The 23,739-nt window shown below is 57.7% G+C and carries 26 protein-coding genes and 1 tRNA gene; 17 read left to right on the top strand and 10 right to left on the bottom strand.

Features of this window, described 5'->3' with window-relative positions; genetic code table 11:
* Positions 1-423 precede the first annotated feature (423 nt).
* From AC1ROR_RS07390 to AC1ROR_RS07375, 4 genes are all read left to right on the top strand, one after another.
* On the top strand, positions 424-1,419 hold the full coding sequence (locus AC1ROR_RS07390) for a dihydrodipicolinate synthase family protein (protein WP_051796268.1): 996 nt from the start codon (positions 424-426) through the stop codon (positions 1,417-1,419).
* Positions 1,420-1,463: 44 nt separating this feature from the next.
* Positions 1,464-1,658 (top strand): hypothetical protein, encoded by a 195-nt coding sequence (locus AC1ROR_RS07385; RefSeq protein WP_139786041.1) that lies wholly within the window; start codon positions 1,464-1,466, stop codon positions 1,656-1,658.
* Between the two features lie 59 nt (positions 1,659-1,717).
* Positions 1,718-1,972 carry a hypothetical protein gene (locus tag AC1ROR_RS07380; protein WP_498589011.1) on the top strand — a complete coding sequence of 85 codons (255 nt, stop codon included), beginning with the start codon at positions 1,718-1,720 and terminating at the stop codon, positions 1,970-1,972.
* A gap of 198 nt (positions 1,973-2,170) precedes the next feature.
* Positions 2,171-2,536: a hypothetical protein gene (locus AC1ROR_RS07375; protein ID WP_498589010.1), complete on the top strand. Its 366-nt coding sequence runs from the start codon at positions 2,171-2,173 to the stop codon at positions 2,534-2,536.
* Between the two features lie 102 nt (positions 2,537-2,638).
* On the opposite strand, the gene AC1ROR_RS07370 is transcribed toward AC1ROR_RS07375, so the two are convergent.
* From AC1ROR_RS07370 to AC1ROR_RS07340, 7 genes are all read right to left on the bottom strand, one after another.
* A complete protein-coding gene (locus tag AC1ROR_RS07370; RefSeq protein WP_498589009.1) occupies positions 2,639-3,349 on the bottom strand; it encodes an anti-sigma factor in 711 nt (236 codons plus the stop codon).
* The gene (locus AC1ROR_RS07365; RefSeq protein WP_035224306.1) at positions 3,346-3,888 is read right to left on the bottom strand and encodes a sigma-70 family RNA polymerase sigma factor; all 543 of its coding nucleotides are present in this window, start codon (positions 3,886-3,888) and stop codon (positions 3,346-3,348) included. The genes AC1ROR_RS07370 and AC1ROR_RS07365 overlap by 4 nt, the downstream gene beginning before the upstream one ends.
* A gap of 131 nt (positions 3,889-4,019) precedes the next feature.
* Complete coding sequence (locus AC1ROR_RS07360; RefSeq protein ID WP_035224027.1) at positions 4,020-4,451, bottom strand: DUF2177 family protein; 432 nt, start codon at positions 4,449-4,451, stop codon at positions 4,020-4,022.
* A gap of 12 nt (positions 4,452-4,463) precedes the next feature.
* On the bottom strand, positions 4,464-4,841 hold the full coding sequence (locus tag AC1ROR_RS07355; protein WP_498589008.1) for a DUF2147 domain-containing protein: 378 nt from the start codon (positions 4,839-4,841) through the stop codon (positions 4,464-4,466).
* Between the two features lie 29 nt (positions 4,842-4,870).
* A complete protein-coding gene (locus AC1ROR_RS07350; RefSeq protein WP_498589007.1) occupies positions 4,871-6,103 on the bottom strand; it encodes a class I SAM-dependent methyltransferase in 1,233 nt (410 codons plus the stop codon).
* Positions 6,090-6,908 carry a DUF1365 domain-containing protein gene (locus tag AC1ROR_RS07345; RefSeq protein WP_498589006.1) on the bottom strand — a complete coding sequence of 273 codons (819 nt, stop codon included), beginning with the start codon at positions 6,906-6,908 and terminating at the stop codon, positions 6,090-6,092. Before AC1ROR_RS07345 ends, AC1ROR_RS07350 begins: the two co-directional genes overlap by 14 nt.
* Complete coding sequence (locus AC1ROR_RS07340) at positions 6,905-8,278, bottom strand: NAD(P)/FAD-dependent oxidoreductase (RefSeq protein WP_498589005.1); 1,374 nt, start codon at positions 8,276-8,278, stop codon at positions 6,905-6,907. The genes AC1ROR_RS07345 and AC1ROR_RS07340 overlap by 4 nt, the downstream gene beginning before the upstream one ends.
* A 193-nt stretch (positions 8,279-8,471) precedes the next feature.
* Here AC1ROR_RS07340 and AC1ROR_RS07335 point away from each other — a divergent pair, with 193 nt between their 5' ends.
* Together AC1ROR_RS07335 and AC1ROR_RS07330 are read left to right on the top strand one after the other, a co-directional pair.
* Positions 8,472-9,260: a DUF1295 domain-containing protein gene (locus tag AC1ROR_RS07335; RefSeq protein WP_498589185.1), complete on the top strand. Its 789-nt coding sequence runs from the start codon at positions 8,472-8,474 to the stop codon at positions 9,258-9,260.
* Positions 9,257-10,282, top strand: a complete 1,026-nt coding sequence (locus tag AC1ROR_RS07330) for an SAM-dependent methyltransferase (RefSeq protein ID WP_498589004.1) — start codon at positions 9,257-9,259, stop codon at positions 10,280-10,282. Before AC1ROR_RS07335 ends, AC1ROR_RS07330 begins: the two co-directional genes overlap by 4 nt.
* Positions 10,283-10,347: 65 nt before the next feature.
* Here AC1ROR_RS07330 and AC1ROR_RS07325 read toward each other — a convergent pair whose 3' ends face one another.
* Entirely contained in the window at positions 10,348-10,662 is a 315-nt protein-coding gene (locus AC1ROR_RS07325) for a BA14K family protein (protein ID WP_498589003.1), read from the bottom strand.
* A gap of 275 nt (positions 10,663-10,937) precedes the next feature.
* Here AC1ROR_RS07325 and AC1ROR_RS07320 point away from each other — a divergent pair, with 275 nt between their 5' ends.
* The gene (locus AC1ROR_RS07320; RefSeq protein WP_035224042.1) at positions 10,938-11,387 is read left to right on the top strand and encodes a hypothetical protein; all 450 of its coding nucleotides are present in this window, start codon (positions 10,938-10,940) and stop codon (positions 11,385-11,387) included.
* A gap of 477 nt (positions 11,388-11,864) precedes the next feature.
* Positions 11,865-12,233: an MliC family protein gene (locus AC1ROR_RS07315; RefSeq protein ID WP_498589002.1), complete on the top strand. Its 369-nt coding sequence runs from the start codon at positions 11,865-11,867 to the stop codon at positions 12,231-12,233.
* A gap of 447 nt (positions 12,234-12,680) precedes the next feature.
* Here the strand turns inward: AC1ROR_RS07315 and AC1ROR_RS07310 are convergent, their stop codons facing one another.
* On the bottom strand, positions 12,681-13,313 hold the full coding sequence (locus tag AC1ROR_RS07310; protein WP_035224045.1) for a TerC family protein: 633 nt from the start codon (positions 13,311-13,313) through the stop codon (positions 12,681-12,683).
* A gap of 403 nt (positions 13,314-13,716) precedes the next feature.
* On the opposite strand from AC1ROR_RS07310, the gene tuf reads away from it, so the two are divergent.
* Entirely contained in the window at positions 13,717-14,892 is a 1,176-nt protein-coding gene (gene tuf / locus AC1ROR_RS07305) for an elongation factor Tu (RefSeq protein ID WP_498589001.1), read from the top strand.
* A gap of 69 nt (positions 14,893-14,961) precedes the next feature.
* Here tuf and AC1ROR_RS07300 read toward each other — a convergent pair whose 3' ends face one another.
* Positions 14,962-15,669 (bottom strand): histidine phosphatase family protein, encoded by a 708-nt coding sequence (locus tag AC1ROR_RS07300; RefSeq protein ID WP_498589000.1) that lies wholly within the window; start codon positions 15,667-15,669, stop codon positions 14,962-14,964.
* Between the two features lie 71 nt (positions 15,670-15,740).
* Between AC1ROR_RS07300 and AC1ROR_RS07295 the strand changes: the two genes are divergently transcribed.
* The 8 genes from AC1ROR_RS07295 to rpoB all read left to right on the top strand — a co-directional run bounded on the left by AC1ROR_RS07295 (position 15,741) and on the right by rpoB (position 23,737).
* Positions 15,741-15,816 (top strand) — tRNA-Trp (locus AC1ROR_RS07295).
* A 186-nt stretch (positions 15,817-16,002) separates the two neighbouring features.
* Positions 16,003-16,203, top strand: a complete 201-nt coding sequence (secE, locus tag AC1ROR_RS07290) for a preprotein translocase subunit SecE (protein ID WP_003523719.1) — start codon at positions 16,003-16,005, stop codon at positions 16,201-16,203.
* A 21-nt stretch (positions 16,204-16,224) separates the two neighbouring features.
* Positions 16,225-16,755, top strand: a complete 531-nt coding sequence (nusG, locus tag AC1ROR_RS07285) for a transcription termination/antitermination protein NusG (protein ID WP_003523721.1) — start codon at positions 16,225-16,227, stop codon at positions 16,753-16,755.
* 144 nt (positions 16,756-16,899) lie between these two features.
* Positions 16,900-17,331, top strand: coding sequence for a 50S ribosomal protein L11 (gene rplK, locus AC1ROR_RS07280; RefSeq protein WP_003523723.1), 432 nt, complete (start codon positions 16,900-16,902; stop codon positions 17,329-17,331).
* Between the two features lie 2 nt (positions 17,332-17,333).
* Positions 17,334-18,029, top strand: a complete 696-nt coding sequence (gene rplA, locus AC1ROR_RS07275) for a 50S ribosomal protein L1 (RefSeq protein WP_003523724.1) — start codon at positions 17,334-17,336, stop codon at positions 18,027-18,029.
* Positions 18,030-18,382: 353 nt separating this feature from the next.
* Entirely contained in the window at positions 18,383-18,901 is a 519-nt protein-coding gene (rplJ, locus tag AC1ROR_RS07270; protein ID WP_003523725.1) for a 50S ribosomal protein L10, read from the top strand.
* A 59-nt stretch (positions 18,902-18,960) separates the two neighbouring features.
* Positions 18,961-19,338 carry a 50S ribosomal protein L7/L12 gene (gene rplL, locus AC1ROR_RS07265; RefSeq protein ID WP_035224052.1) on the top strand — a complete coding sequence of 126 codons (378 nt, stop codon included), beginning with the start codon at positions 18,961-18,963 and terminating at the stop codon, positions 19,336-19,338.
* Positions 19,339-19,600: 262 nt separating this feature from the next.
* Entirely contained in the window at positions 19,601-23,737 is a 4,137-nt protein-coding gene (gene rpoB / locus AC1ROR_RS07260; protein WP_498588999.1) for a DNA-directed RNA polymerase subunit beta, read from the top strand.
* Positions 23,738-23,739 lie beyond the last annotated feature (2 nt).

The following is a 23,739-nucleotide window of genomic DNA, read 5'->3' as shown; positions in this document are numbered from 1 at the left end:
GTTCAGATGAAGCAGCTCCGATGCACCAAGATTGTCCAGATACAGCAAGCCTTCAAAATCGTATCCTGAATGGTTCGAAAGTCCGTGAAGAGCACGTCTGGTCTTTCATGAAGGGTGCGCTGCCTGAACTCTGTTCTCCTGACAATTCCACCGGGAGGCGGTTTCGGGTTTTGCTACAGGCCAACGCAATTTTCGATGCGCTGCTGCTCGCGATATCTGCTCAAAGCCCGCCCGTAAGTCTTGAGACATTGCGGCGTACCGATCGAGGCTGGTTTTGTTCCACCTCCGTCATGCTGGGAGGATCGCGGAGAAAGTCGACCGCCCTCCATGAGGATCTGGAAAGCGCTCTGTTCCTGGCGCTGCTCACGCTCTCGAAGAGGCTGCGAAACCCAAGCACATCGCAAAAAAGGAAGGATCATTGACATGACAGCGAAAAGGCTTTTGCCCGGCGGCGTGATGACGCCTCTCGTTACCCCATTCCTTAAAGGACAGGTAGACTACGCAGCCTTCGATCACATCGTGGAATGGCAGATAGAAGAAGGTGTTGAAGGGCTGGTGGTCAATTCCCTGATCGGGGAAGGAACAACGTTGTCAGCCGTGGAGCGCCGGAGCCTGATAAGCCGTGCCGTGCACATTTCCAGAGGACGCATTCCGATCATCGCGGCAACGGGCACCTGCAGTACGGAGACGACATGCCAGAGAACGTCGGAAGCGGAACAACTCGGCGCGGATGCCGCTCTGATTGTGCAGCCATATTACAACCGTCCCGGCCAGAAGGGGATCATACAGCATTTTGAAAGGGTCACGACGGCAACGACGATACCGATTGTCATCCACAACGACCCATATCATGCGGGTGTCGAAATCAAGTCGGAGACACTTCGTCTTCTGCTGCGAATACCCGCCGTCATTGGTGTTGTAGACGACGCCTGGGATTCGTCATCTGCGACCATCGGCAAGGATCGAAGCGTCGAAAACATTGCCCACTTCATAGAAGATGAGAGCGGGCCCTTCGAAAGCATTGCACGTTGCGATGGTTCCATTTCGGCGGTGGCAAACATATGCCCGTCAGCCGTGGTCTTCATGCACCGCGCGATAAGACGCGGCGATCTGGAGCCGGCACGTCAGGTGCATCGGCAGTTGCAATTGCTATTAAAAGCATTTGCGCATGAGAGCCAGGCCGCTGTCCTCAAGTCCGCATTGTCGTGCTTGCGAGGCATCAACGATGGGGTGCGGCTACCGCTGACCGGCGTTGATGGGGAGACGGCAGAAAACATTCTGCTGGCGCTTAAGTCGATGCGGAGAATCACGACCAGCGCCAATCAAAGCAACCTGATCTACGAAGCAAAGGTCGCCCGGGCCGATGGATGGGTGGCTGACAACTCCAACGACCAGCGCTCCGCCTTCTCCCGTCAATAACTGCTTTCTAGTCACAACCCTCAATCGCTTTTGGAGTTTTGGAAATGAACCAGCCCTTGGGTCTTTATTATCGATTACAGGCGGAACTTCGCAGGAGAGTGATGTCAGACAAAACCAATCCGCGGGTGCCGCCAATCAGACGCAGAGCGTCCACCGATGTCTCCATGTTTTTCCGCCTGCTGGCGGTTGTCGGCGGGCTGCTGCTGGCCGTGTCGCTGATCATGCAGTCGGTTCAGTAAGAAGCTGCAACCTTCTGCAAACCGGCATTGAAAAAACCTTTTCCCGACAGGACTCGATCATGCAACGAAAAATGAAAGTCTCTCAACCGAAACGGCGCACCATCTTTCGATTCACCGTGGGTCAAAACAGGACAGGCTGCTGGCTCGTCTCCGACAAGCTCGGTCTCATAGGGGGGCTTTTTATCGACAAAGAAGCCGCGCTGCGTTTTGCGAAGATGGAGGGCAATGCCAGTGCTGACGAGATTCAGTCTTTGACCGGAGAGGCGCGCCTCGAGGTTGGAGACGTCTTCAGCCGCGAAAAAACAACGCACTAATCGAGACCGTATCAAGTCGGATGGCGGTTAGAATCTGAGGTTACGATATGTCACCAAAAATACCGATCTCGATGCAGCAACGATCGATAGCACGCTTTCTGTGGGAGTTTATTGTCTTGGGCGTAGTCGTGTCTGGATCGATTTTTCTCGTCGTTGCGCCCGCAATTTACGCTGTTGTGCGTTAAGTGAAGGCTGAGCATGAGCACTGATCTATTTGCCTACAGCATAGAGACGCTTGAGGTTGATTGGGAGACGTTGACGCCGTGTAACGATTACAGGGCCAAATTGGCGACTGTCTTCTGCAAAGAGAAGGAACGCTCCCTTCGGCGTTCCCGCCTTGCCGATCTCCAGGAATTTGAGGATTTTTATTGGGAAGCGCTCGATGCTGGACGCCGCGCCGGGTCAGAGGGACGTTTTCTCGTCGAACCTCATATCGGATTCCTCCCGGAGACGCGTTGCATGTCCGCTTATCTGGTTTGGAAAGATGATGTCCACGGCATCACATACTTTGTCTCGCCAGTGGAGATGCCATGGCTGCATCGCGGCAGCCGACATGGGGAATGATGCGAGCCGCCGCTGAACTTCCTTTTTGCGGCGATTGGAGCCTGTGCATCTTTTCTTGTTTGCGCATGAAGTGGCAAACTCATGAATGGGCTTTCAATCGTCTCACAGGTGGCGTGCGGTGCCCACGGCGATGACGGGACCGGTCGCCTGACCGGTTGGCGAGCCGCCGAAAGGCTCGACGCTGATGGCGAAGGTCGTGCCTTCGCCGATATTGCCACGCATATCTGCGGGAATGATGAGATCGCCGTTTGCGCCGGGCTGGAATACGCCGAGCGAGCGCGTCTTGCCGCCATCCATCACGAGCCACAGTTCCAGCGACTTTTCATCGATCTTGCCGGTTGCGACGGGAACGATGCGCATGCGGCCGGATTCCGCATCGTAGGAGGCGAGGAGATTGACCTGGCTGTCCGTTGTCGCGAGTTCGGCGACGAGAGGGGTGGTCCCCTGCCATCTGTCCGGAAAGGCGGCGTAAACAACCGCGGCGACGGCGGTTGCGCTTGTGGCGACCGATATCCACCGCCAGAAGGATGCCGAACTCCACAGGCTGCCATTGGCATGGATATCCCTGCGGCCGAACAGCCGTTCCTCTATGCGGGCAAGAACAGTTGCGCCCGGCATCTGTTCTTCATAATCGGCGTTGAAGTCGGAAAACTCCATCTCCCAGCGCTGGACGAGTTGCGCGAAGGCATTGTCGTCCTGCAGGCGGCGTTCAACCTCGCGCCGCTTCTCGATCGGCAGCACGCCAAGCACATATTCGCCGGCGAGAACCTCGTCGCGCGAATACATGCCATCGCTCTGTTCGCCCGTCGTCATCGCTGCATGCACTCTCTGAGTTTGAGAAGGCTGCGTCTCAGCCAGGTTCTGACCGTGTTGAGCGGTACCCGCAATTCCTCGGCGAGTTCGAGATAGCTCAAGCCCTCGACATAGGCGCGGCGTATCGCCTGTGCATGAACCGTTTCGAGTTCACGCATGCATTCATCGATCCTGCGGCCCTCATCCGCCAGCACGATCTGCTGTTCCGGGTTACGGATGCTGTCGTCGGCAATGTCATAAGCCTCGTCAATGTCGTCGGTTGACGGTTTGCGCGCCCTGATCGTATCGATCGCATGGTTGCGGGCGATGGCGGCAAGCCATGTGGCCGGTTTGCCGGCGCTTGCGGCAAATGTGCGGGCGCGCTGCCAGACCTTGATATAGATTTCCTGCAATGCCTCTTCGGCTTCGGTCCTGTCACGCAGGATCTTCAGGCAGATTGCAAAAAGCTTCGGGCTCGTGGCCTGATAAAGCGAGACGAATGCCGAACGATCGCCCATGCCGACGCGGTTGATAAGGCTTGCGATCTCTGTGCCTTGCATTCGAACGTCCCTTGCTGCGCTTCCTTTATAGGGTTGTCTTTTGCGGGAAGGCAAGACAAGCGCAAAATGAAGTTCGCGTCGTCCATCCCATATGATGGCCGGGCGGAAAAAATCGGCAAGGGTCGCCGCTGTCATAATACACCTGCCGGATTTTCCAGCGGACCGACCAGCCTCACGGTGACGAGGTAACCGATGATGGCGGCCGCTGCGGAAACGAAGGTTCCCCACAGGAGGTCTGCGATAGTCAATGTCGTGGACCAGTTTTTCAATGTCGCCTGATTGGTGAGATCATATGTGGCATAGGCCATGAAACCGACGGCTGCACCATACAGCAGCGCCGTCGTCCATTGGCCCGAAATCAGGGCAGGCCGAACCGCGAGAAAGGTCAATCCAGCCGCGTATATGAGATAAAAGATGACAGCCGGCGCAAGCCGGAAGTTTTCAGCCAGAAGATCGCCGATGGCCGGGCGATAGAGGCGCGAGGCCATGGTGCTCAGCCAGATGAAATCGATCACCAGAAAGGCGATAAGCGTGAAGAAATAGGCTGCGAGATAGGTCTTCATCGTCTTTCCTTTCTATTCGATCCGGGTCCAGCTGATGCCCTTGCACAGGAGGCCTGCGACGATGCAGCCCTTGGTGGTCATACTGTTGCCGTCAACCGTCACCGTTATCCTGTAGGATTTGTCGCGTTGCGGATCGAAGGCCGTGCCCGAATAGACGCCGTTTTCATCGGGCTTTATATCCATGACCAGCCGATCGCCGGTCTTTTCCTTAGGGGTGCCCGGCTTGATCCAGGTGTTGGTGGCGCAGATATTGTCGCCGCAGGGCGCGATCAGCACTTTGGCGTTGCCGTCGCCGCGCGCCCAGTTGCCGTCGATATCGGCGGCTTCGGCAGCGAAGACCGCCAGCGTCGGACACAGGGCGAATGCGATTATCAATGTCTTGATTTTCATCGTCTTTCTCCGCAGTTATCGCCCCGCCTTCATTGGTGTTCAATCGTATAGAAGCCGACATTGATGGTTCCCTCGGTAAAGCCGGCTTCGCAGTAGCAGAGGTAATAGTCCCAGAGCCTTCTGAAGCGGTCGTCGAAACCGAGGAGCGAAATCGTCTGCCATCGCGCATGGAAGCGCTGCCGCCATTCCGCCAGCGTGCGGGCATAGGACTGGCCGAAAAGCTCGGTGTCGGTGAGGCTCAGGCCGGCTTTGCCGATCGCTTTTTCAAGTGCTTCGTCAGAGGGTAGAAAGCCGCCCGGAAAGACGTATTTCTGGATGAAGTCCGCCTTGCGCCGATAATCGTGGAAGCGGGCAGGTTCGATGGAGATGATTTGCAGCACGGCGCGACCGCCGGGTTTGAGGCAGCGTTTCAGCGTCTCGAAATAGCTCGGCCAATAGGCCTCTCCGACCGCCTCGAACATTTCAACGGAGACGATGCGATCGAACTTGCCGTCGACATCACGATAGTCTTCCAGTTTCAGATCGATGCTTGCCTCCTTGTCCGCTTTTTCGGCTGCCGCTTTTGCCCAGTTCAATTGCGACGGCGAAAGGGTGATGCCGGTCACGTCGGCATTGGCCTTGGTAGCGAGGTGGATGGCGAGTGCGCCCCAGCCGCAGCCGATCTCCAATATGCTTTCACCGCCGTTCAATTGCAGTTTGTCCGCGATGCGGTCGAGTTTTTTTAGCTGGGCCGCTTCAAGCGTCGGTGTCGTGTCGTCGAAAATCGCCGACGAGTAGAGCATCGAAGGATCGAGCCATTGCCGGTAGAACTCGTTGCCGAGATCGTAATGCGCCTCGATGTTGCGGCGGCTGCCGCGCCGGGTATTGGCGTTGAGCCTGTGGCCAAGCCGGTTGAGAAGGCGCATCGGCGGGCTGCCGCGCATCGAAGCCGTGAAGGCCTCGCGGTTCTGGGCCGCGAAACGGATCAGCGTGGTTAGATCCGGCGTTGTCCAGTCGCCCTCGATGAAACCCTCGGCGAAACCGATATCGCCGTTGAGGATCAGCCGCCGCAGCGCCCGCCAGCGATGGAGGATGAGGGTCGCCTCGCTGCCGTCTTTCTCGCCGCATTTTTCAACGATGCCGCCGCCGGGAAGAATGACGCGCAATCTTCCCCTTGAGACCTTGTTCAGCAGCCTGCTCATGAGCCAGCCGCCGGGTCCGGTGCTGCGGTTGGAAAGCGTGTTTTCCGTCGATATTTCCGTGAGATTGTCAAACGGGGTCATTTATCTTGGCCTCGATGTGTGACGATGAAGGATGGACGAAAGAGACGGGTGAAGAGGGCGGCAGCGGCCGCTTCCGGAACCGCACGCCCTTCAGCCAGATTTTGAGCGCTTCCCAGTGAATGCCGCCGATCACCTTGAGCGTGAGGAAGGGGATGGCGAAGAATGCTTTCAGAAGGGCGGCGTCCGTCAACTCGACGCGCCGCGCCAGATGCCGGGCGGTCAGAACCTGTCCTTCGCCGTCGAAGGTATCGATGACGATCTTCAGCCTGTCGCCGGGCGGTATGACCCGGAAAACGTAACGGAGGTCCATGTCCATGAAGGGCGAGACATAAAAGGCCTTGTCGCAGCGCTGGACGATTTCCGCTGCCCCGTCCGTCTCGACCGGGATCAGATAGGAGTGTCTTTCCCCGAAAGTGTTGTCGACTTCCCAGAAAATGGCCCTGAGCGAGGCATCCTTACCGTAACAGAAGAACACGCTCAGCGGGTTGAAGGCCCAGCCCAGCAGACGCGGCATGGTGAGCAGGCGTATCGGCCCGCCATCCACCGGCACGTCTGCCGCCAGCATCGCCTTTTCGATCTGCTGTCGCAGTCCGGCTCCGCTTTTGTCGCCGCGGTCTCTGCGATGGAAAGAAAACAGGTTGAACCGGTCGACGGAAAAAAGCCGCAGCTTGCCGTCGAGCGCATCCAGCTCGTCGAGGTCGAGAAGCAGGGAATAAATCCGGTAGGCCAGCCTGTGCGCTTTCGGCTTGAAGCGCGCATGGGTCACATGTCCGGGAAAGAGGGCGGAGGCGAGGGGAGGAGTCATGCTATCGCCTCTATGAGTTCGGTGTCGGTCGCAATCGCCGTCATATCCAGACGAATAATCCGGCCGCTGTCTTCGGCGACCTGCCATGGCCGCTTCAGGCCACCAAGGTCTTCCGCGACCGCAAGGCCTGCCTGAAGGCCGTCCTCATGAAAACCCGAGCCGAAATAGGCGCCGCAGAACCATGTGTTTCGCAGTCCCTGCAAGGCCCAGAGTTCCTGCCGCATCTGCTCGGTGCCGGCGTCGAAAACCGGGTGATGGTAGGTTTCCTCGGCGATGATCTTTTCCTGCTCCGGCTCCCGCACCGGATTGAGCGTGACGAAGGTGTCGGGGGTGTCACCCAGAGGCTGAAGCCTGTTCATCCAGTAGGTGATGCTCGGCTGGCCGGTGCCAGTTCGGGTATCTGCCACATAATTCCAGCTCGACCATGCAGCACGCCTGCGCGGCATGAAACTGCTGTCGCTGTGAAGCACAGCCCTGTTTTTCGTATAGGCGAATGCGCCGAGAATCCGCTTTTCGGCGCGTGTCGCGTCGCTCAACATCGCCAGTGCCTGATCGGCATGCGTGGCGATCACCACATCATCAAAACGCTCGAATTTGCCGCTCTCCCCGGCGATCTCGATGTAATCCGGGATACGGCTGATCGTTTTCACCGGTGTCGACAGACGAATGCGGTCGGCGAAGGGTGCCGTGATGCGTTTCACATATTCCTGGGCACCGCCGACGACGGTGCGCCAGACGGGACGGTTGCGCAGCAGGAGCAGACCATGGTTGCTGCAGAATTTTATGAAATGTGCGGCCGGATAACGGCCCACCTCCATTGCCGGCGTGGACCAGATGGCCGCCGCCATGGGGTAGAGATGATCATCTCGAAACGCCGGCCCATAGTGATTGCGCGACAGGTAATCATCGAGCGAGATATCGCCCATGACGGGCAGATCGCGCGGGGCGTTGCGATAAAAGCGCAATAGATCTGACAGCATCGCCCAGAAGCGTGGCCTGATGGCGTTTCTCTTTTGCGCGAGCAGGCCAAAGCCGGTGCCGCCGGAATATTCGAAACCGCCCTCATCCAGCGAAACGGCAAAGGACATGTTGGATGCCGCAGTCGGCACATCCAGTGTTTTGAAAAGCGTTGTGAGATTGGGGTAGGTCACTTCATTATAAACGATGAAACCGGTGTCGACGGAAACCGGTCCCTTTTCGGTCGTGAAGGTCACCGTGTTGCTGTGGCCGCCGACGCGGTCTGCGGCCTCGAAAACCGTAACGTCATGCCGTTGCGACAAGAGCCAGGCGGCCGATAGACCGGAAATGCCTGTTCCGATCACGGCGATGTTTCGCCGGCTGTCTTTTCGCTTCGCTTCGGTGTCGAACATGTTTCCTCGCTATCGCATTCACAATTCAGCCTTGCGGACTGCGACAGATACGAGGGAGCGGATCGATAAGTTTCACACGCGCGAAGATTTTTCGGAATTTTTTCCGTGGCCTGAAACTCTTTTGCCATCTCGACCGTAGTTGCCATCACGAAACGCGGTCTCAAGTTGTTCGAATATGGCGAGCGGAATGGTGATGATGTCTGTCGTGGTGGCCCTTGCGGTTCTGATGTCGCTGCTTATGGCGGCGGCCTGGGGATTGCAGCGTTTGACGGGATCGAGCGGCTGGATCGATACTGTCTGGTCGGCGAGCGTCGGGCTTGGTGGTGTCGTCGCTGTCGTATTTGCCGATGGAGACGATTGGCGCCGCGGCGCCGTGGTTCTTCTTGTCATTATCTGGTCGCTGCGGCTTGCCGGCCATATCGGTCTGCGCACAAGGGGTGCCGGAGAGGACCCGCGTTATGCCAAGCTCATCGAGCAGTGGGGCGACAAGGCCTCGATCCGGCTTTTCCGCTTTCTCCAGATCCAGGCCGTTGCCGCCTTCGTACTGGTTCTTGCCGTCTATCTTGCAGCCAACAATCCTCAGGCCTTTCCACGCTTCACCGATGTGATTGCCCTGCTCGTCGCGGCCGGTGCCCTTGCCGGCGAAGCCGTCGCCGACAGGCAGCTTTCACGGTTCAGAAAATCGCCGGAGGCCAAAAGCGGCGTCTGTGAGACGGGTCTGTGGCGTTACTCCCGTCATCCCAACTATTTCTTCGAATGGCTTGTCTGGTGCGGCTTTCCATTGCTGGCCATCGACGCGCAGCCCTGGTCGTGGGTGTCGCTGGCTGCGCCGGCCATGATGTACTGGCTGCTCGTTCATGTCTCCGGCATTCCGCCGCTTGAGGAGCACATGCTGAAATCGCGCGGGGATAAATTCCGCACCCTGCAAAACCGCGTCAATGCCTTTTTCCCGGGACCCCGCAAAAACGAGGATATGCCATGAACATGCTCGCATTCGCCATCAATGCCGCCGAGCGCGCGCCGCTGAGCGACAGCATCACCCTTGCCGGTATCGACCTGCTCTGCGCACGCACCAAGCGTAGGCTTGCCAGCCTGCCGGTGGATGCCGAGCCTGCATTCGCGGCAGACATGATGAAATTTCCCGTTGCCACCCACACGGCGGATGCGAACAGGCAGCATTACGAAGTGCCGGCGGAATTCTTCGCGATGGTTCTTGGCGCGCAGAGAAAATATTCCTGCTGCTTTTATCCTGATGCTCAGACAACACTCGACGAGGCCGAAACCTTTGCTTTGGCGCAGACGGTGTCACATGCCGGATTGCAGGACGGCATGGATATTCTCGAACTCGGATGCGGCTGGGGCTCGCTCTCGCTTTATATGGCTGGCCGTTTTCCCAAGGCGCGGATTACGTCCGTTTCGAACTCCGCGTCGCAGCGCCAATATATAATCGAGCGCGCGAAAGAGCGCGGACTTTCCAACCTGTCAGTCATAACGGCGGATATGAATGATTTTTCGACTGACGGCCATTTCGACCGCGTCGTATCGGTTGAAATGTTCGAGCATATGTCGAACTGGCGGACCTTGTTCGAGCGCGTCCGCTCCTGGCTGAAGCCGGAAGGCAAGTTCTTCCTTCACGTTTTCAATCACCGCGACCGATCCTATCGGTTCGACCATGCCAATCCGGCAGACTGGATCGCGCAGCATTTTTTCACCGGTGGGATCATGCCCGCTTTCGATCTTCCGCATCGTTTTGGCGGGCTTTTCAGCGTGGAGCAGGATTGGCGCTGGTCAGGGTCTCACTATCGCCGGACAGCTCTCGACTGGCTCGCGAATTTCGATCGGGAGATAGATCGCGTCCGGCCGATTCTTCAGAGCGTCTATGGAGCAGATGCAAGATTATGGGAACGCCGCTGGCGACTGTTCTTTCTCGCGACGGCAGGTCTCTTTGGACATGACGATGGTGAGGTCTGGGGCGTGGGCCACTATCTCATGACGCTTGCCTAGCTTGCCAGTCGCGTTTGGTGCAATCGAGTCCGTGGCCAGCTCCAACCGAAAAATCCGAGATTATATCAGTAGGGTGAACGGCACTGCACCCGCGTGCCTGCTGACGCCATATAGGTGTTGTCAGTTGGATGGTAGGAGGTGTAACGCGCGGCACACCATTTGATGTGGCTGACTTCTCCTTCCGACAGGGCATAGCCATTCGGCGCGCCTTCCTCCCCCTTACCCGCGGCAAAGGCCGATGCGGGGTAGGCGGGCTGCGTCTTTTCCTGAAGGTCTCCGGCCGGCTGTATGATGCTCAGTGCCTCAGCGGGAATGACAGAAGCGGCAGATAATGCGACGCCAAGAGCGAGCGCGGACATAGTCTTCGGCATCCTCAACATCGATAAATCCTCGTTAGTCGTTCGAGATGCTAACGAAAATTTAGGGAATTCGTTCCCGCTGGCTATTGACGCCACACGAACACGTGATTCTTTGAGGGGCTGACCTGAGGTTGAAGCTATGTCGGCACCACGCCTCCATGCCCGAGAAGATCGAATGCTCTGCGAGCGATTTCGCCTCGCGTTAATTCGATGTCTGGTCCCTACCGCACTGCTCGTTGACAACAGGAAAATCCGGTCGGATAGTCGCCCGGCAATCATGCAAACGGGAGTCTTCAATGATTAACAGGGTTGTCATTCTCTCATCCTTTGCGCTGCTGGCATCGGCGGCGTTTGTCTCCCCCGCAGCCGCACTCACCATGAAGGAGTGCAGCGTGAAATATCAGGCGGCGAAAGCGGACGGATCCGCCAAGGACGTCAAGTGGAACGACTATCGCGCCAAGTTCTGCGGCAGCGAAGCGGCCGCCGAAGATGCCGCCGACGATAAGCAGGTCGCGGCCACCACTGACAAAGAACCCGAAAAAGCGACGATCAAGGCCCCGAAGGGCGTCGCTTTTCCGAGTGCTGTCGATAAGAAATATTCAAGCGAGACCCCCGGAAAGGCCCGCCTGAAAACCTGCGTCGATTCCTATCATAAGAACAAGAATGACGGCACGCTCGGTGATCTGAAGTGGATCCAGAAGGGCGGCGGTTACTGGAGCCTGTGCAATACCGCACTGAAGAGCTGATCCGGTCTGGCGACGGCTGATCGTCGTCAACTCGCCAGGGCGCGACGATTTTTGCAAACCCTGCCGGCAAAGGCGGGGTTTGCCGCAGGCAACCCCGTTTTCGGGCGGGTAAAATCTGCGAATGGTCTGCGATTCAGCATCTTGATAGAAAGAGTTGATCCTGCGGTGTGACCCGCATCCAGCAATTCAACGGTTGAGGCTGTCGCGCGATAGCCGGCCGGTAATGTGGGCGGATGACCAGACGATTTCGAAACTATCTCGCCGTGCTTGCCATATCATTGTTGATGTGGACGCTTATCCTTGGCGTCGTTTATTGGCTCTTTCGATAGGAATTGCCGTAGCGTCTCGACCGAAATCAACAATTAGCTGTTTCAGCGGCTGACATGCCCGTAAATTTTACGCGTGCGGCGTTGGGCGGCCCCATTTTGGCTTTTCTGACATGTCCCTATGGTCAGGTCGAATCAGGAAAGGGCCATCATGAAAAAACCTCTCGCCTCCATGTGTTTCGCTGCCTTGTCTTTGGCAGCTGCTTCCAGCGCTTTGGCCGAAGACATGGTGATTCCGCTGCCGAACGATACGACGGTCGAAAAGGTCGAAACCGTTTATCAATGCGCCACCGACACGGTGGACGCGACCTATTTCAATGCCGGTGATATCAGCCTCGTAAGGCTGGGGCTGAAGGATGGCGTCATCGTTGCCGCAAACGTCATTTCAGGTTCGGGCGCCAAATATCAGGGTGGCACCCATGTCTGGTGGTCGAAGGGTAACGAGGCCGATCTCTACGATTTGATGGCGGATCCGGACATGAAACAGCCGGTTCATTGCGTGGAAGTGAAGAAAACCTGATCGCTGACGCCTGCGCTGAAAGGAGCGGCGGCAGGGCGGTTTTGAAAACCTTGCCATGCCGCCGGTCAGCGTTGAATTGGGCGTGCGGCGCGTTCAGCCAAGAACGAGCGACGCAAGAAGCGCCAGCAGGATGAGAGAGCTTGCGACAACGCCAAGCTTCACCCTTCGAAGACGGCGAGTACGACCGCCGGTCCAGTCATAAGCCATTGGCAGCTTTACCTTTCTTGTTATTATTATGACTTATTACTAGCTCCCTAGGCTTGCCCGTGGCTGACCTCAATTGCCAGAATACATGGGCAAAAAATCGCGATTTCCCTGTCTTCTCCGAATGTTGCAGCGCTTGCGGTCGCTGATTCCCCGCCGCTGGAAAAAAGGTGCCGATGGCACAAAAAAGGCCCGGAAAACCGTGTTTCCGGGCCTTTCGGTTGTGCGTCGCTTTGGTCGGCTTCAGCCGAAATAAGGCTTGATGTAGGGCAGGACCTCAATCACGCCGTGGTAAAGCATGTTGAGCGCCACATAGATGATGACCATCAGGCCGAGATAGGAAATCCAGCGGTAGCGGTGCAGCAGCTTGGCAACGAAGTTGGCGGCCAGACCCATAAGGGCGATCGACACAACAAGGCCGATGATCAGCACGGTGACATGTTCCTGCGCGGCGCCGGCGACGGCGAGAACATTGTCCAGCGACATGGAAACGTCGGCGATGACGATCTGCGTTGCCGCCTGGAAAAAGGTCTTGTGACCCTTGGTCAGGTCGGCCTCGTCATCCGTCACCTCGTCTTCGATGGAGCCGGCGGCTTCGCGCAGTTCGGACCACATCTTCCAGCAAACCCAGGCGAGCAGCAGGCCCCCGAAGAGTTGCAGGCCGACAATGGACAGAAGCTGTACGGTGACGGCGGCGAAGCCGATCCGCAGCACCGTGGCGGCGATGATGCCGACGAGGATTGCCTTGCGGCGAAGATGTGCGGGCAGGCCGGCCGCGGCAAGGCCGATGACAATGGCATTGTCGCCCGCCAGAACCAGATCGATCGCGATGACCTGTAAGAATGCCGTAAAACCGGCGGCTGTGAAGATTTCCATGGGATGGTCCTGAAACGGATATGAAGGTCGCGCGGGAAAGCGACGGATCGAGATATGGCATGGGATGGCGCGCCCGGCGCCGCATTGCGATCACCCGTCTCCCCCGGCGATGGACTGTCCTTAAGCCATCATGGCGGTGCAGGTAAAGAAGTTGTGATGGAAATATCTTAATTAGTGATCGGCAATGGTGGGAATGCGCTCCCCTCGGCTTGCATCCACGTCATCCTCCCAAGGGTTTGAATGTCGCAAACAACACACCATATACGGGCCTCGGGGCACGCTTGAAGCGCGCGCGCAGGCGCTTTCACAATTAAGTCTTGCGCATTCGCTTACAAAGCCTTAAACGGCGACACCAAACCGGTACGCCGGGGAAACTACTTCACGTTCACAGGAAGCAATTCACATGGCAAAGAGCAAGTTTGAGCGCAATAAGCCGCACGTCAACATTGGCACGATCGGTCACGTTGACCATGGCAAGACGTCGCTGACCGCCGCGATCACGAAGTTCTTCGGCGAGTTCAAGGCGTATGACCAGATCGACGCCGCGCCTGAAGAAAAGGCACGTGGTATCACGATTTCGACGGCCCACGTTGAGTATGAGACGCCGAACCGTCACTACGCGCACGTTGACTGCCCCGGCCACGCCGACTACGTGAAGAACATGATCACCGGTGCTGCCCAGATGGACGGCGCGATTCTGGTTTGCTCGGCCGCTGACGGCCCGATGCCGCAGACCCGCGAGCACATCCTGCTTGCCCGTCAGGTTGGCGTTCCGGCAATCGTCGTGTTCCTCAACAAGGTCGACCAGGTTGACGACGCCGAGCTTCTCGAGCTCGTCGAGCTGGAAGTTCGCGAACTTCTGTCGTCCTACGACTTCCCGGGCGACGATATTCCGATCATCAAGGGTTCGGCACTTGCCGCTCTTGAAGACAGCGACAAGAAGATCGGTGAAGACGCGATCCGCGAGCTGATGGCCGCTGTTGACGCCTACATCCCGACACCTGAGCGTCCGATCGACCAGCCGTTCCTCATGCCGATCGAAGACGTGTTCTCGGTCTCTGGCCGTGGTACGGTTGTGACGGGTCGCGTTGAGCGCGGTATCGTCAAGGTTGGTGAAGAAGTCGAAATCGTCGGCATTCGTCCGACCTCGAAGACGACGGTTACCGGCGTTGAAATGTTCCGCAAGCTGCTCGACCAGGGCCAGGCCGGCGACAACATCGGTGCGCTGGTTCGCGGCGTTACCCGTGACGGCGTTGAGCGTGGTCAGATCCTGTGCAAGCCGGGTTCGGTCAAGCCGCACAAGAAGTTCATGGCAGAAGCCTACATCCTGACGAAGGAAGAAGGCGGCCGTCATACGCCGTTCTTCACGAACTACCGTCCGCAGTTCTACTTCCGCACGACGGACGTGACCGGCATCGTTTCGCTGCCGGAAGGCACGGAAATGGTTATGCCTGGCGACAACGTCACGGTTGAAGTCGAGCTGATCGTTCCGATCGCGATGGAAGAAAAGCTGCGCTTCGCTATCCGCGAAGGCGGCCGTACCGTCGGCGCCGGCATCGTGGCTTCGATCGTCGAGTAATTTCAAACCCGCAAGGGATTGAGGAAAACCCCGCTGGAAACGGCGGGGTTTTTTGTTGCCTGAAAGGGCTCAGCAATCGATGCGGGCGATCTCGCCATCCTTGAGATGGAAGAATGCGTCCTGCGGCACATCAAGGCGCAATGCTTCCTCCTTTGGAAGTTTCGCATAGACGCCGCGTAACAGGCGGCTGGTGATGCCATGGCAGATGATGATCGCATCGCGAGCCTGTCTCTGCTGTATGGTCTCCAGGCTGCGGGCCACCCGGCTTGTCATTTTTTCGAATGTCTCACCGCCCGGCGCGTGGAAGAACCATTCATGTCGATCCAGCCCGTTACGCATGCCGGGATATTCATAATCTATCTCGTAATCCGTCATGCCGTCCCATGCGCCCATGCCAACCTCCATCAAGCCGGGATCGAGAGTGATGCCGTCGATGATTTTCATCTCGCCGGCTATGATCTCGCAGGTCTGCCTTGCCCGTCCGAGCGGGCTGGAAAAAATATGCACTTCATCGGTTCTTGTCATGGCGGCGAGCCGGTGCCCCACGCGGGCCGCCTGCTGGCGTCCCAGTTCCGTTAAAGGCGAATCGACCTGGCCCTGCCAGCGCTGGACGGCGTTAAATTCGGTTTGGCCATGACGGACCAGATAAATACTCATGAGATTTCCTGTCGAGAGCGTCAAAGAGATCAAGGGAATAGGCATTGTGCCTTGTGGGGTAGGGGGCGTGTCGGTGTATTTTGCCAGACAATGTGAAAAAACAAAAAACACACTTGCCATTCTTTTCCCTGCACCTTAAAGGAGCGCATACCGAATTGGCCAAGCGATTTTCGCGGTCGGTTCTGGTTTGAAGGGGTATAGCTCAGCTGGTAGAGCGGCGGTCTCCAAAACCGCAGGTCGGGGGTTCGAGCCCCTCTGCCCCTGCCACTTTCCATTCGCAAGCGCGGATCCTCGCTGCATGGCAGATGGGTGCCGGATTTCCGGCGAATTTCGCCGAATGTCGATTTCCTCTTGTTAAAAAGGGAATCGGCGTTTATGTAAGGTCAAAACAGACACGCGGTGCGTGGGGCTGATCAGTATCGGCTTTACGCGCCGTAATTGCGTGGGCAGTCAATGGCATCCAAAACCAATCCGTTTACGTTTCTGCAGCAGGTTCGCGCCGAAGCGTCAAAGATCACTTGGCCGTCGCGCCGCGAGACCATGATTTCGACGGCAATGGTGCTGGTGATGGTCATTTTTGCGGCTCTGTTCTTTTTTGCTGCTGACCAGCTCATCGGCTGGCTGCTCAGCCTCGTGCTGAACGTCGGTCGGTAACGAATTGAACGGAGAATAAAAATGGCAGCGCGCTGGTATATCGTTCACGCCTATTCGAATTTCGAAAAGAAGGTCGCCGAGTCGATCGAAGAGAAGGCCCGTCAGAAGGGTCTTGATCATCTTTTTGAGAAAATCCTCGTGCCGACCGAAAAGGTTGTCGAGGTGCGTCGCGGCCGCAAGGTCGACAGCGAGCGCAAGTTCTTTCCAGGTTACGTGCTGGTGCGCGCCAACCTGACGGATGAGGCCTATCACCTCATCAAGAACACGCCGAAGGTGACTGGTTTCCTCGGTTCGGACAGCAAGCCTGTTCCGATTCCCGACTATGAAGCCGAGCGTATCCTCGGTCAGGTTCAGGAAGGTGTCGAGCGTCCGAAGTCTTCGGTTTCGTTCGAGATCGGCGAGCAGGTTCGCGTCTCCGACGGTCCGTTCGCGTCGTTCAACGGCGTGGTTCAGGATGTCGACGAAGAGCGTTCGCGCCTGAAGGTGGAAGTGTCGATTTTCGGCCGCGCTACGCCGGTCGAGCTGGAATACAATCAGGTCGAAAAGGTCTGATTGGCGGGGTAAAGCCCCAAGCGCGTGGAAGGCTAACTGGCTCTTTAAGCCGGGGCAGGGCGCCGCACCACGCAACCGCAGCCGCCGGAGCAATCCGGCTTAAGAGAAGCCGGGCGACCGGTTTGAATTGAAAGGCAGAGAGATATGGCTAAGAAAGTTGCAGGCCAGCTCAAGTTGCAGGTAAAGGCCGGGGCGGCCAATCCGTCCCCGCCGATCGGTCCGGCACTTGGTCAGCGTGGCATTAACATCATGGAATTCTGCAAGGCGTTCAATGCCGCCACGCAGGAAATGGAAAAGGGTATGCCGATCCCGGTCGTCATCACCTATTACCAGGACAAGTCCTTCACCTTCGTCATGAAGCAGCCGCCGATGACCTATTGGCTGAAGAAGGAAGCAAAGATCACCTCCGGTTCCAAGACGCCTGGCAAGGGCGCCAAGGTCGGTTCCATCACCAAGGCTCAGGTCAAGACGATCGCTGAAGCCAAGATGAAGGATCTGAACGCAGCCGACATCGAAGGCGCAATGGCAATGGTTGAGGGCTCTGCCCGCGCCATGGGCCTGGAAGTGGTAGGTTGATCATGGCCAAGGTAGCAAAGCGCATTCAGAAGATCCGCGAAGGCGTGGATCCCAACAAGCTTTACGTTCTCACCGACGCCATTTCTATGGTCAAGGAACGTGCTGTCGCCAAGTTCGATGAAACCGTTGAAGTTTCGATGAACCTCGGCGTTGACCCGCGCCATGCGGACCAGATGGTTCGTGGCGTTGTCAACCTGCCGAACGGCACCGGCCGTGACGTTCGCGTCGCCGTTTTCGCCCGTGGCGCCAAGGCTGATGAAGCCACGGCTGCTGGCGCTGACGTTGTTGGTGCAGAAGAACTGGTTGAAATCGTTCAGGGCGGCAAGATCGACTTCGATCGTTGCATCGCGACCCCGGACATGATGCCGCTCGTCGGTCGTCTCGGCAAGGTACTCGGCCCGCGTGGCATGATGCCGAACCCGAAGGTCGGAACCGTGACCATGGACGTTGCCGGTGCTGTCAAGGCATCCAAGGGCGGCGCTGTCGAATTCCGCGTCGAAAAGGCCGGTATCGTACACGCTGGCGTTGGTAAGGCTTCGTTTGACGCCAAGGCTCTTGAAGAAAACATCAAGGCTTTCGCCGATGCCGTCATCAAGGCAAAGCCGACCGGTGCCAAGGGCAACTACGTCAAGCGCGTCGCGATTTCCTCGACCATGGGTCCGGGCGTCAAGATCGACCCTTCGTCGGTTACGGCTTAATCAATTCTCGCGCTTCCCAAGGGAAGTGTGAATACAAGAATTTCCGGCTCCCAGGAGCCGGAGATTTCCGGGGAAACCCGGAACTCCTGTCCGAGATTGCGGGTGGCCATGTCTTTCGGGACCTGGCCTTAATCATTCAACCTGCATGAGACGGGTGAGGCTGGATTTGAGGCATCCTGGATGCCTGACTGTCCGGTTCGAACCTGGTGTGCCTGTGCCTGAAGCCGTTTGCGGCGACAGAGCGGGGGACAGGATCCTCGAGCGTCGCTCGGGATCTTTGTAAAAAGGTCCCTTGGGGCAAAGGCAAACCCGACGGGTTCACATGTTGTGTTCCCGTCTACTGGAGACAGACAGTGGAAAGAGCGGAAAAACGCGAATTCGTCACGGAGCTGAACGAAGTCTTCAAGGCTTCCGGTTCGGTTGTCGTGGCCCACTATGCTGGTGTCACCGTTGCGCAGATGAACGACTTCCGTTCGAAGATGCGCGCTGCCGGAGGCACCGTCAAGGTCGCGAAGAACCGCCTGGCCAAGATCGCTCTTCAGGGCACGGAGTCGGAAGGGATGACAGATCTCTTCAAGGGCCAGACGCTGATTGCATACAGCGTCGACCCGATGATCGCTCCGAAAGTCGTCATGGATTTCGCCAAGACCAACGACAAGGTCGTTGTTCTCGGTGGCGCCATGGGTGCAACCACGCTCAACGCCGAAGCAGTCAAGTCGCTTGCGACCCTGCCTTCGCTGGACGAGCTGCGCGCAAAGCTGCTGGGCCTTCTCAATGCCCCGGCAACTCGCGTTGCTACGGTTGTCGCCGCACCTGCAAGCCAGCTGGCTCGGGTGTTCTCGGCTTACGCCAAGAAGGACGAAGCCGCTTAAGGCGGTTTTTCGCTGTAAATATTCAAACTGGTTCGAACTGAACAAAAGGAACTATCAAAATGGCTGATCTCGCAAAGATCGTTGAAGACCTCTCCACCCTGACCGTTCTGGAAGCTGCAGAACTGTCGAAGCTTCTTGAAGAAAAGTGGGGCGTTTCCGCTGCTGCTCCGGTAGCTGTTGCTGCTGCTGGCGGTGCTGGCGTTGCTGCTGCTGTTGAAGAAGAAAAGACTGAATTCGACGTGATCCTGGTTGACGCTGGCGCCAACAAGATCAACGTCATCAAGGAAGTTCGCGCTATCACGGGCCTCGGCCTGAAGGAAGCTAAGGACCTCGTTGAAGGCGCTCCGAAGCCGGTCAAGGAAGCCGTTTCCAAGGCTGAAGCTGCCGATCTCAAGAAGAAGCTTGAGGACGCAGGCGCCAAGGTTGACGTTAAGTAATCTTGCGATTGCTGGCGGGAAGGGGCTTCAAGCCCCTTTCCGTCGTTATCGTTTTTAAAACTTATTACCCAAAAGCCGCTTGAAAACGGCTTTTGGGTAATGGGTTCTTCAAGAGAATGGTTCCGAACCGGCTCATCTAGGCAATCCGGCCTGATCGATCCGGGATGTGGAACGAGATTGATGATACCCATTGCTTGACGGGGTCGACTGGCCATCGGTTCCCGTCCGTTGCAGGCCCGGATGCAATTTTAAAGGAGCGACGATGGCTCAGACCCTTTCGTTTAACGGTCGTAGGCGCGTACGCAAGTTTTTCGGCAAAATTCCAGAAGTAGCGGAAATGCCGAACCTCATCGAGGTTCAGAAGGCTTCGTATGACCAGTTTCTCATGGTTGACGAGCCCAAGGGTGGCCGTCCCGACGAGGGATTGAATGCCGTATTCAAATCCGTATTCCCGATCACCGATTTCTCGGGCGCATCCATGCTCGAATTCGTATCCTACGAATTCGAAGCGCCGAAGTTCGACGTCGAGGAATGCCGTCAGCGCGATCTGACCTATGCAGCGCCGCTGAAAGTGACGCTGCGCCTCATCGTGTTCGATATCGACGAGGATACAGGCGCGAAGTCCATCAAGGACATCAAGGAACAGTCCGTCTACATGGGCGACATGCCGCTCATGACCAATAACGGCACGTTCATCGTCAACGGCACCGAGCGCGTCATCGTTTCGCAGATGCACCGTTCGCCGGGCGTGTTCTTCGATCACGACAAGGGCAAGAGCCATTCTTCCGGCAAGCTGCTTTTCGCCGCACGCGTGATCCCGTATCGCGGTTCCTGGCTCGACATCGAGTTCGACGCCAAGGACATCGTCTATGCGCGTATCGACCGCCGCCGCAAGCTGCCCGTGACCTCGCTCCTGATGGCGCTTGGCATGGATGGCGAAGAAATCCTGTCGACCTTCTATACCAAGGCTACCTACGAGCGCTCCGGCGACGGCTGGCGCATTCCGTTCCAGCCTGAAGCGCTGAAGAATGCCAAGGTCATCACCGACATGATCGACGCCGATACCGGCGAAGTCGTTGTCGAAGGTGGCAAGAAGCTGACCCCGCGCCTTATCCGCCAGCTCGTCGACAAGGGCCTCAAGGCACTTAAGGCGACTGACGAAGACCTCTACGGCAACTTCCTTGCCGAAGACATCGTCAACTACTCGACGGGTGAGATTTATCTCGAAGCCGGCGACGAAATCGACGAGAAGACGCTCGGTCTCATTCTTCAGTCCGGCTTTGACGAGATTCCGGTTCTCAACATCGACCACGTCAATGTTGGCGCCTATATCCGCAACACGCTCTCGGCCGACAAGAACCAGAACCGCCAGGAAGCGCTGTTCGACATCTACCGCGTCATGCGTCCGGGTGAACCGCCGACCATGGATTCGGCGGAAGCGATGTTTAATTCGCTGTTCTTCGATGCTGAACGTTACGATCTCTCGGCTGTTGGCCGCGTGAAGATGAACATGCGTCTCGACCTCGACGCGGAAGACACCGTGCGCACGCTGCGCAAGGAAGATATCCTCGCTGTCGTCAAGATGCTGGTCGAGCTGCGTGACGGCAAGGGCGAAATCGACGACATCGACAACCTCGGCAACCGCCGTGTTCGTTCTGTCGGCGAGCTGATGGAAAACCAGTACCGCCTCGGCCTTCTGCGCATGGAACGTGCGATCAAGGAACGTATGTCCTCGATCGAAATCGACACCGTGATGCCGCAGGACCTGATCAACGCGAAGCCGGCAGCTGCCGCCGTTCGCGAATTCTTCGGTTCCTCGCAGCTGTCGCAGTTCATGGACCAGGTGAACCCGCTTTCGGAAATCACCCACAAGCGCCGTCTTTCGGCTCTTGGACCGGGTGGTCTGACCCGTGAGCGCGCCGGCTTCGAAGTCCGCGACGTTCACCCGACCCATTATGGCCGTATTTGCCCGATCGAAACGCCGGAAGGCCCGAACATCGGTCTGATCAACTCGCTTGCCACCTTTGCCCGTGTTAACAAGTACGGCTTCATCGAAAGCCCCTACCGCAAGATCATCGACGGCAAGGTAACGACGGACGTGATCTACCTCTCCGCCATGGAAGAGGCCAAGTACTACGTCGCACAGGCCAATGCCGAACTCGATGGCGAAGGCGCCTTCGTTGAAGAGTTCGTTGTTTGCCGTCACTCGGGCGAAGTTATGCTCGCACCGCGCGACAACATCAACCTGATGGACGTTTCGCCGAAGCAGCTCGTTTCGGTCGCGGCGGCTCTCATTCCGTTCCTGGAAAACGACGACGCCAACCGCGCTCTCATGGGCTCGAACATGCAGCGTCAGGCCGTTCCGCTTCTGCGGGCGGAGGCGCCGTTCGTCGGCACCGGTATGGAGCCGATCGTCGCTCGCGACTCCGGCGCTGCCATCGCGGCTCGCCGCGGCGGTGTTGTCGACCAGGTGGATGCGACCCGTATCGTTATCCGCGCCACGGAAGACCTCGATGCCGGCAAGTCGGGCGTCGATATCTACCGTCTGCAGAAGTTCCAGCGTTCGAACCAGAACACCTGCGTCAACCAGCGTCCGCTGGTCGCCGTCGGCGATCTGATCTCCAAGGGTGACATCATCGCGGACGGTCCGTCGACCGACCTCGGCGATCTGGCACTTGGCCGCAACGCGCTCGTCGCGTTCATGCCCTGGAACGGCTACAACTACGAAGATTCGATCCTGATGTCGGAGCGTATCGTTTCCGACGACGTGTTCACCTCCATCCACATCGAAGAATTCGAAGTGATGGCGCGTGACACGAAGCTTGGTCCGGAAGAAATCACGCGCGACATTCCGAACGTTTCGGAAGAAGCGCTGAAGAACCTCGACGAAGCCGGTATCGTTTACATCGGTGCGGAAGTTCAGCCGGGCGACATCCTCGTCGGCAAGATCACGCCGAAGGGCGAAAGCCCGATGACGCCGGAAGAAAAGCTTCTGCGCGCCATCTTCGGTGAAAAGGCTTCCGACGTTCGCGACACGTCCATGCGCATGCCTCCCGGCACGTTTGGTACGGTCGTTGAAGTCCGTGTCTTCAACCGTCACGGTGTGGAGAAGGACGAGCGCGCGATGGCCATCGAGCGCGAAGAGATCGAGCGTCTGGCAAAGGACCGCGACGACGAACAGGCAATTCTTGACCGTAACGTCTACGGTCGCCTGATCGACATGCTGCGTGGTCACGTTTCCATCGCCGGTCCGAAGGGCTTCAAGAAGGGCGTCGAGCTTTCCAACGCCGTCGTCTCCGAATATCCCCGCTCGCAGTGGTGGATGTTTGCAGTCGAAGACGAGAAGGCTCAGTCCGAACTGGAAGCACTTCGCGGCCAGTACGACGAATCCAAGTCGCGCCTTGAACAGCGCTTCATGGACAAGGTCGAAAAGGTCCAGCGCGGCGATGAAATGCCTCCGGGCGTCATGAAGATGGTCAAGGTCTTCGTCGCTGTGAAGCGCAAGATCCAGCCGGGCGACAAGATGGCCGGCCGTCACGGTAACAAGGGCGTCGTCTCTCGTATCGTTCCGGTCGAGGACATGCCGTTCCTCGAAGACGGCACGCATGTCGACATCTGCTTGAACCCGCTCGGCGTGCCTTCGCGCATGAACGTCGGCCAGATCCTCGAGACCCACCTCGCATGGGCATGCGCAGGCATGGGCAAGAAGATCGGCGAGATGCTCGAAGAGTATCGCAAGACGATGGACATCAGCGAGCTTCGCACCGAGCTCACCGAAATCTATGCGAGTGAATCGCATGATGAGGTGCAGCGCTTCGATGACGAATCGCTGGTCAAGCTTGCCGAAGAAGCCAAGCGCGGTGTTTCCATCGCGACCCCGGTCTTCGACGGTGCACATGAGCCTGACGTTGCCGCGATGCTGAAGAAGGCAGGTCTGCATGAATCCGGTCAGTCCGTTCTTTATGACGGTCGTACCGGTGAGCCGTTCGACCGCAAGGTCACCGTCGGCTACATGTACATGATCAAGCTGAACCACCTTGTCGACGACAAGATCCACGCTCGCTCGATCGGTCCTTACTCGCTCGTTACCCAGCAGCCGCTGGGCGGCAAGGCGCAGTTCGGCGGACAGCGCTTCGGGGAAATGGAAGTCTGGGCTCTGGAAGCATACGGCGCGGCTTACACGCTGCAGGAAATGCTCACCGTCAAGTCGGATGACGTGGCGGGCCGTACCAAGGTCTACGAGGCGATCGTCCGTGGCGACGACACGTTCGAGGCCGGCATTCCGGAGAGCTTCAACGTTCTCGTCAAGGAAATGCGGTCGCTCGGTCTTTCTGTCGAACTGGAAAACTCAAAGATCGAGAACCAGCCCGAAGACCAGCTGCCCGACGCGGCGGAATAAAA

This window comes from Agrobacterium sp. GW821-FHT14E08, assembly GCF_058803865.1.
The sequence above is the reverse complement of the archived record's forward strand: the minus strand, read 5'-3'. Positions and strand labels throughout refer to the sequence as shown.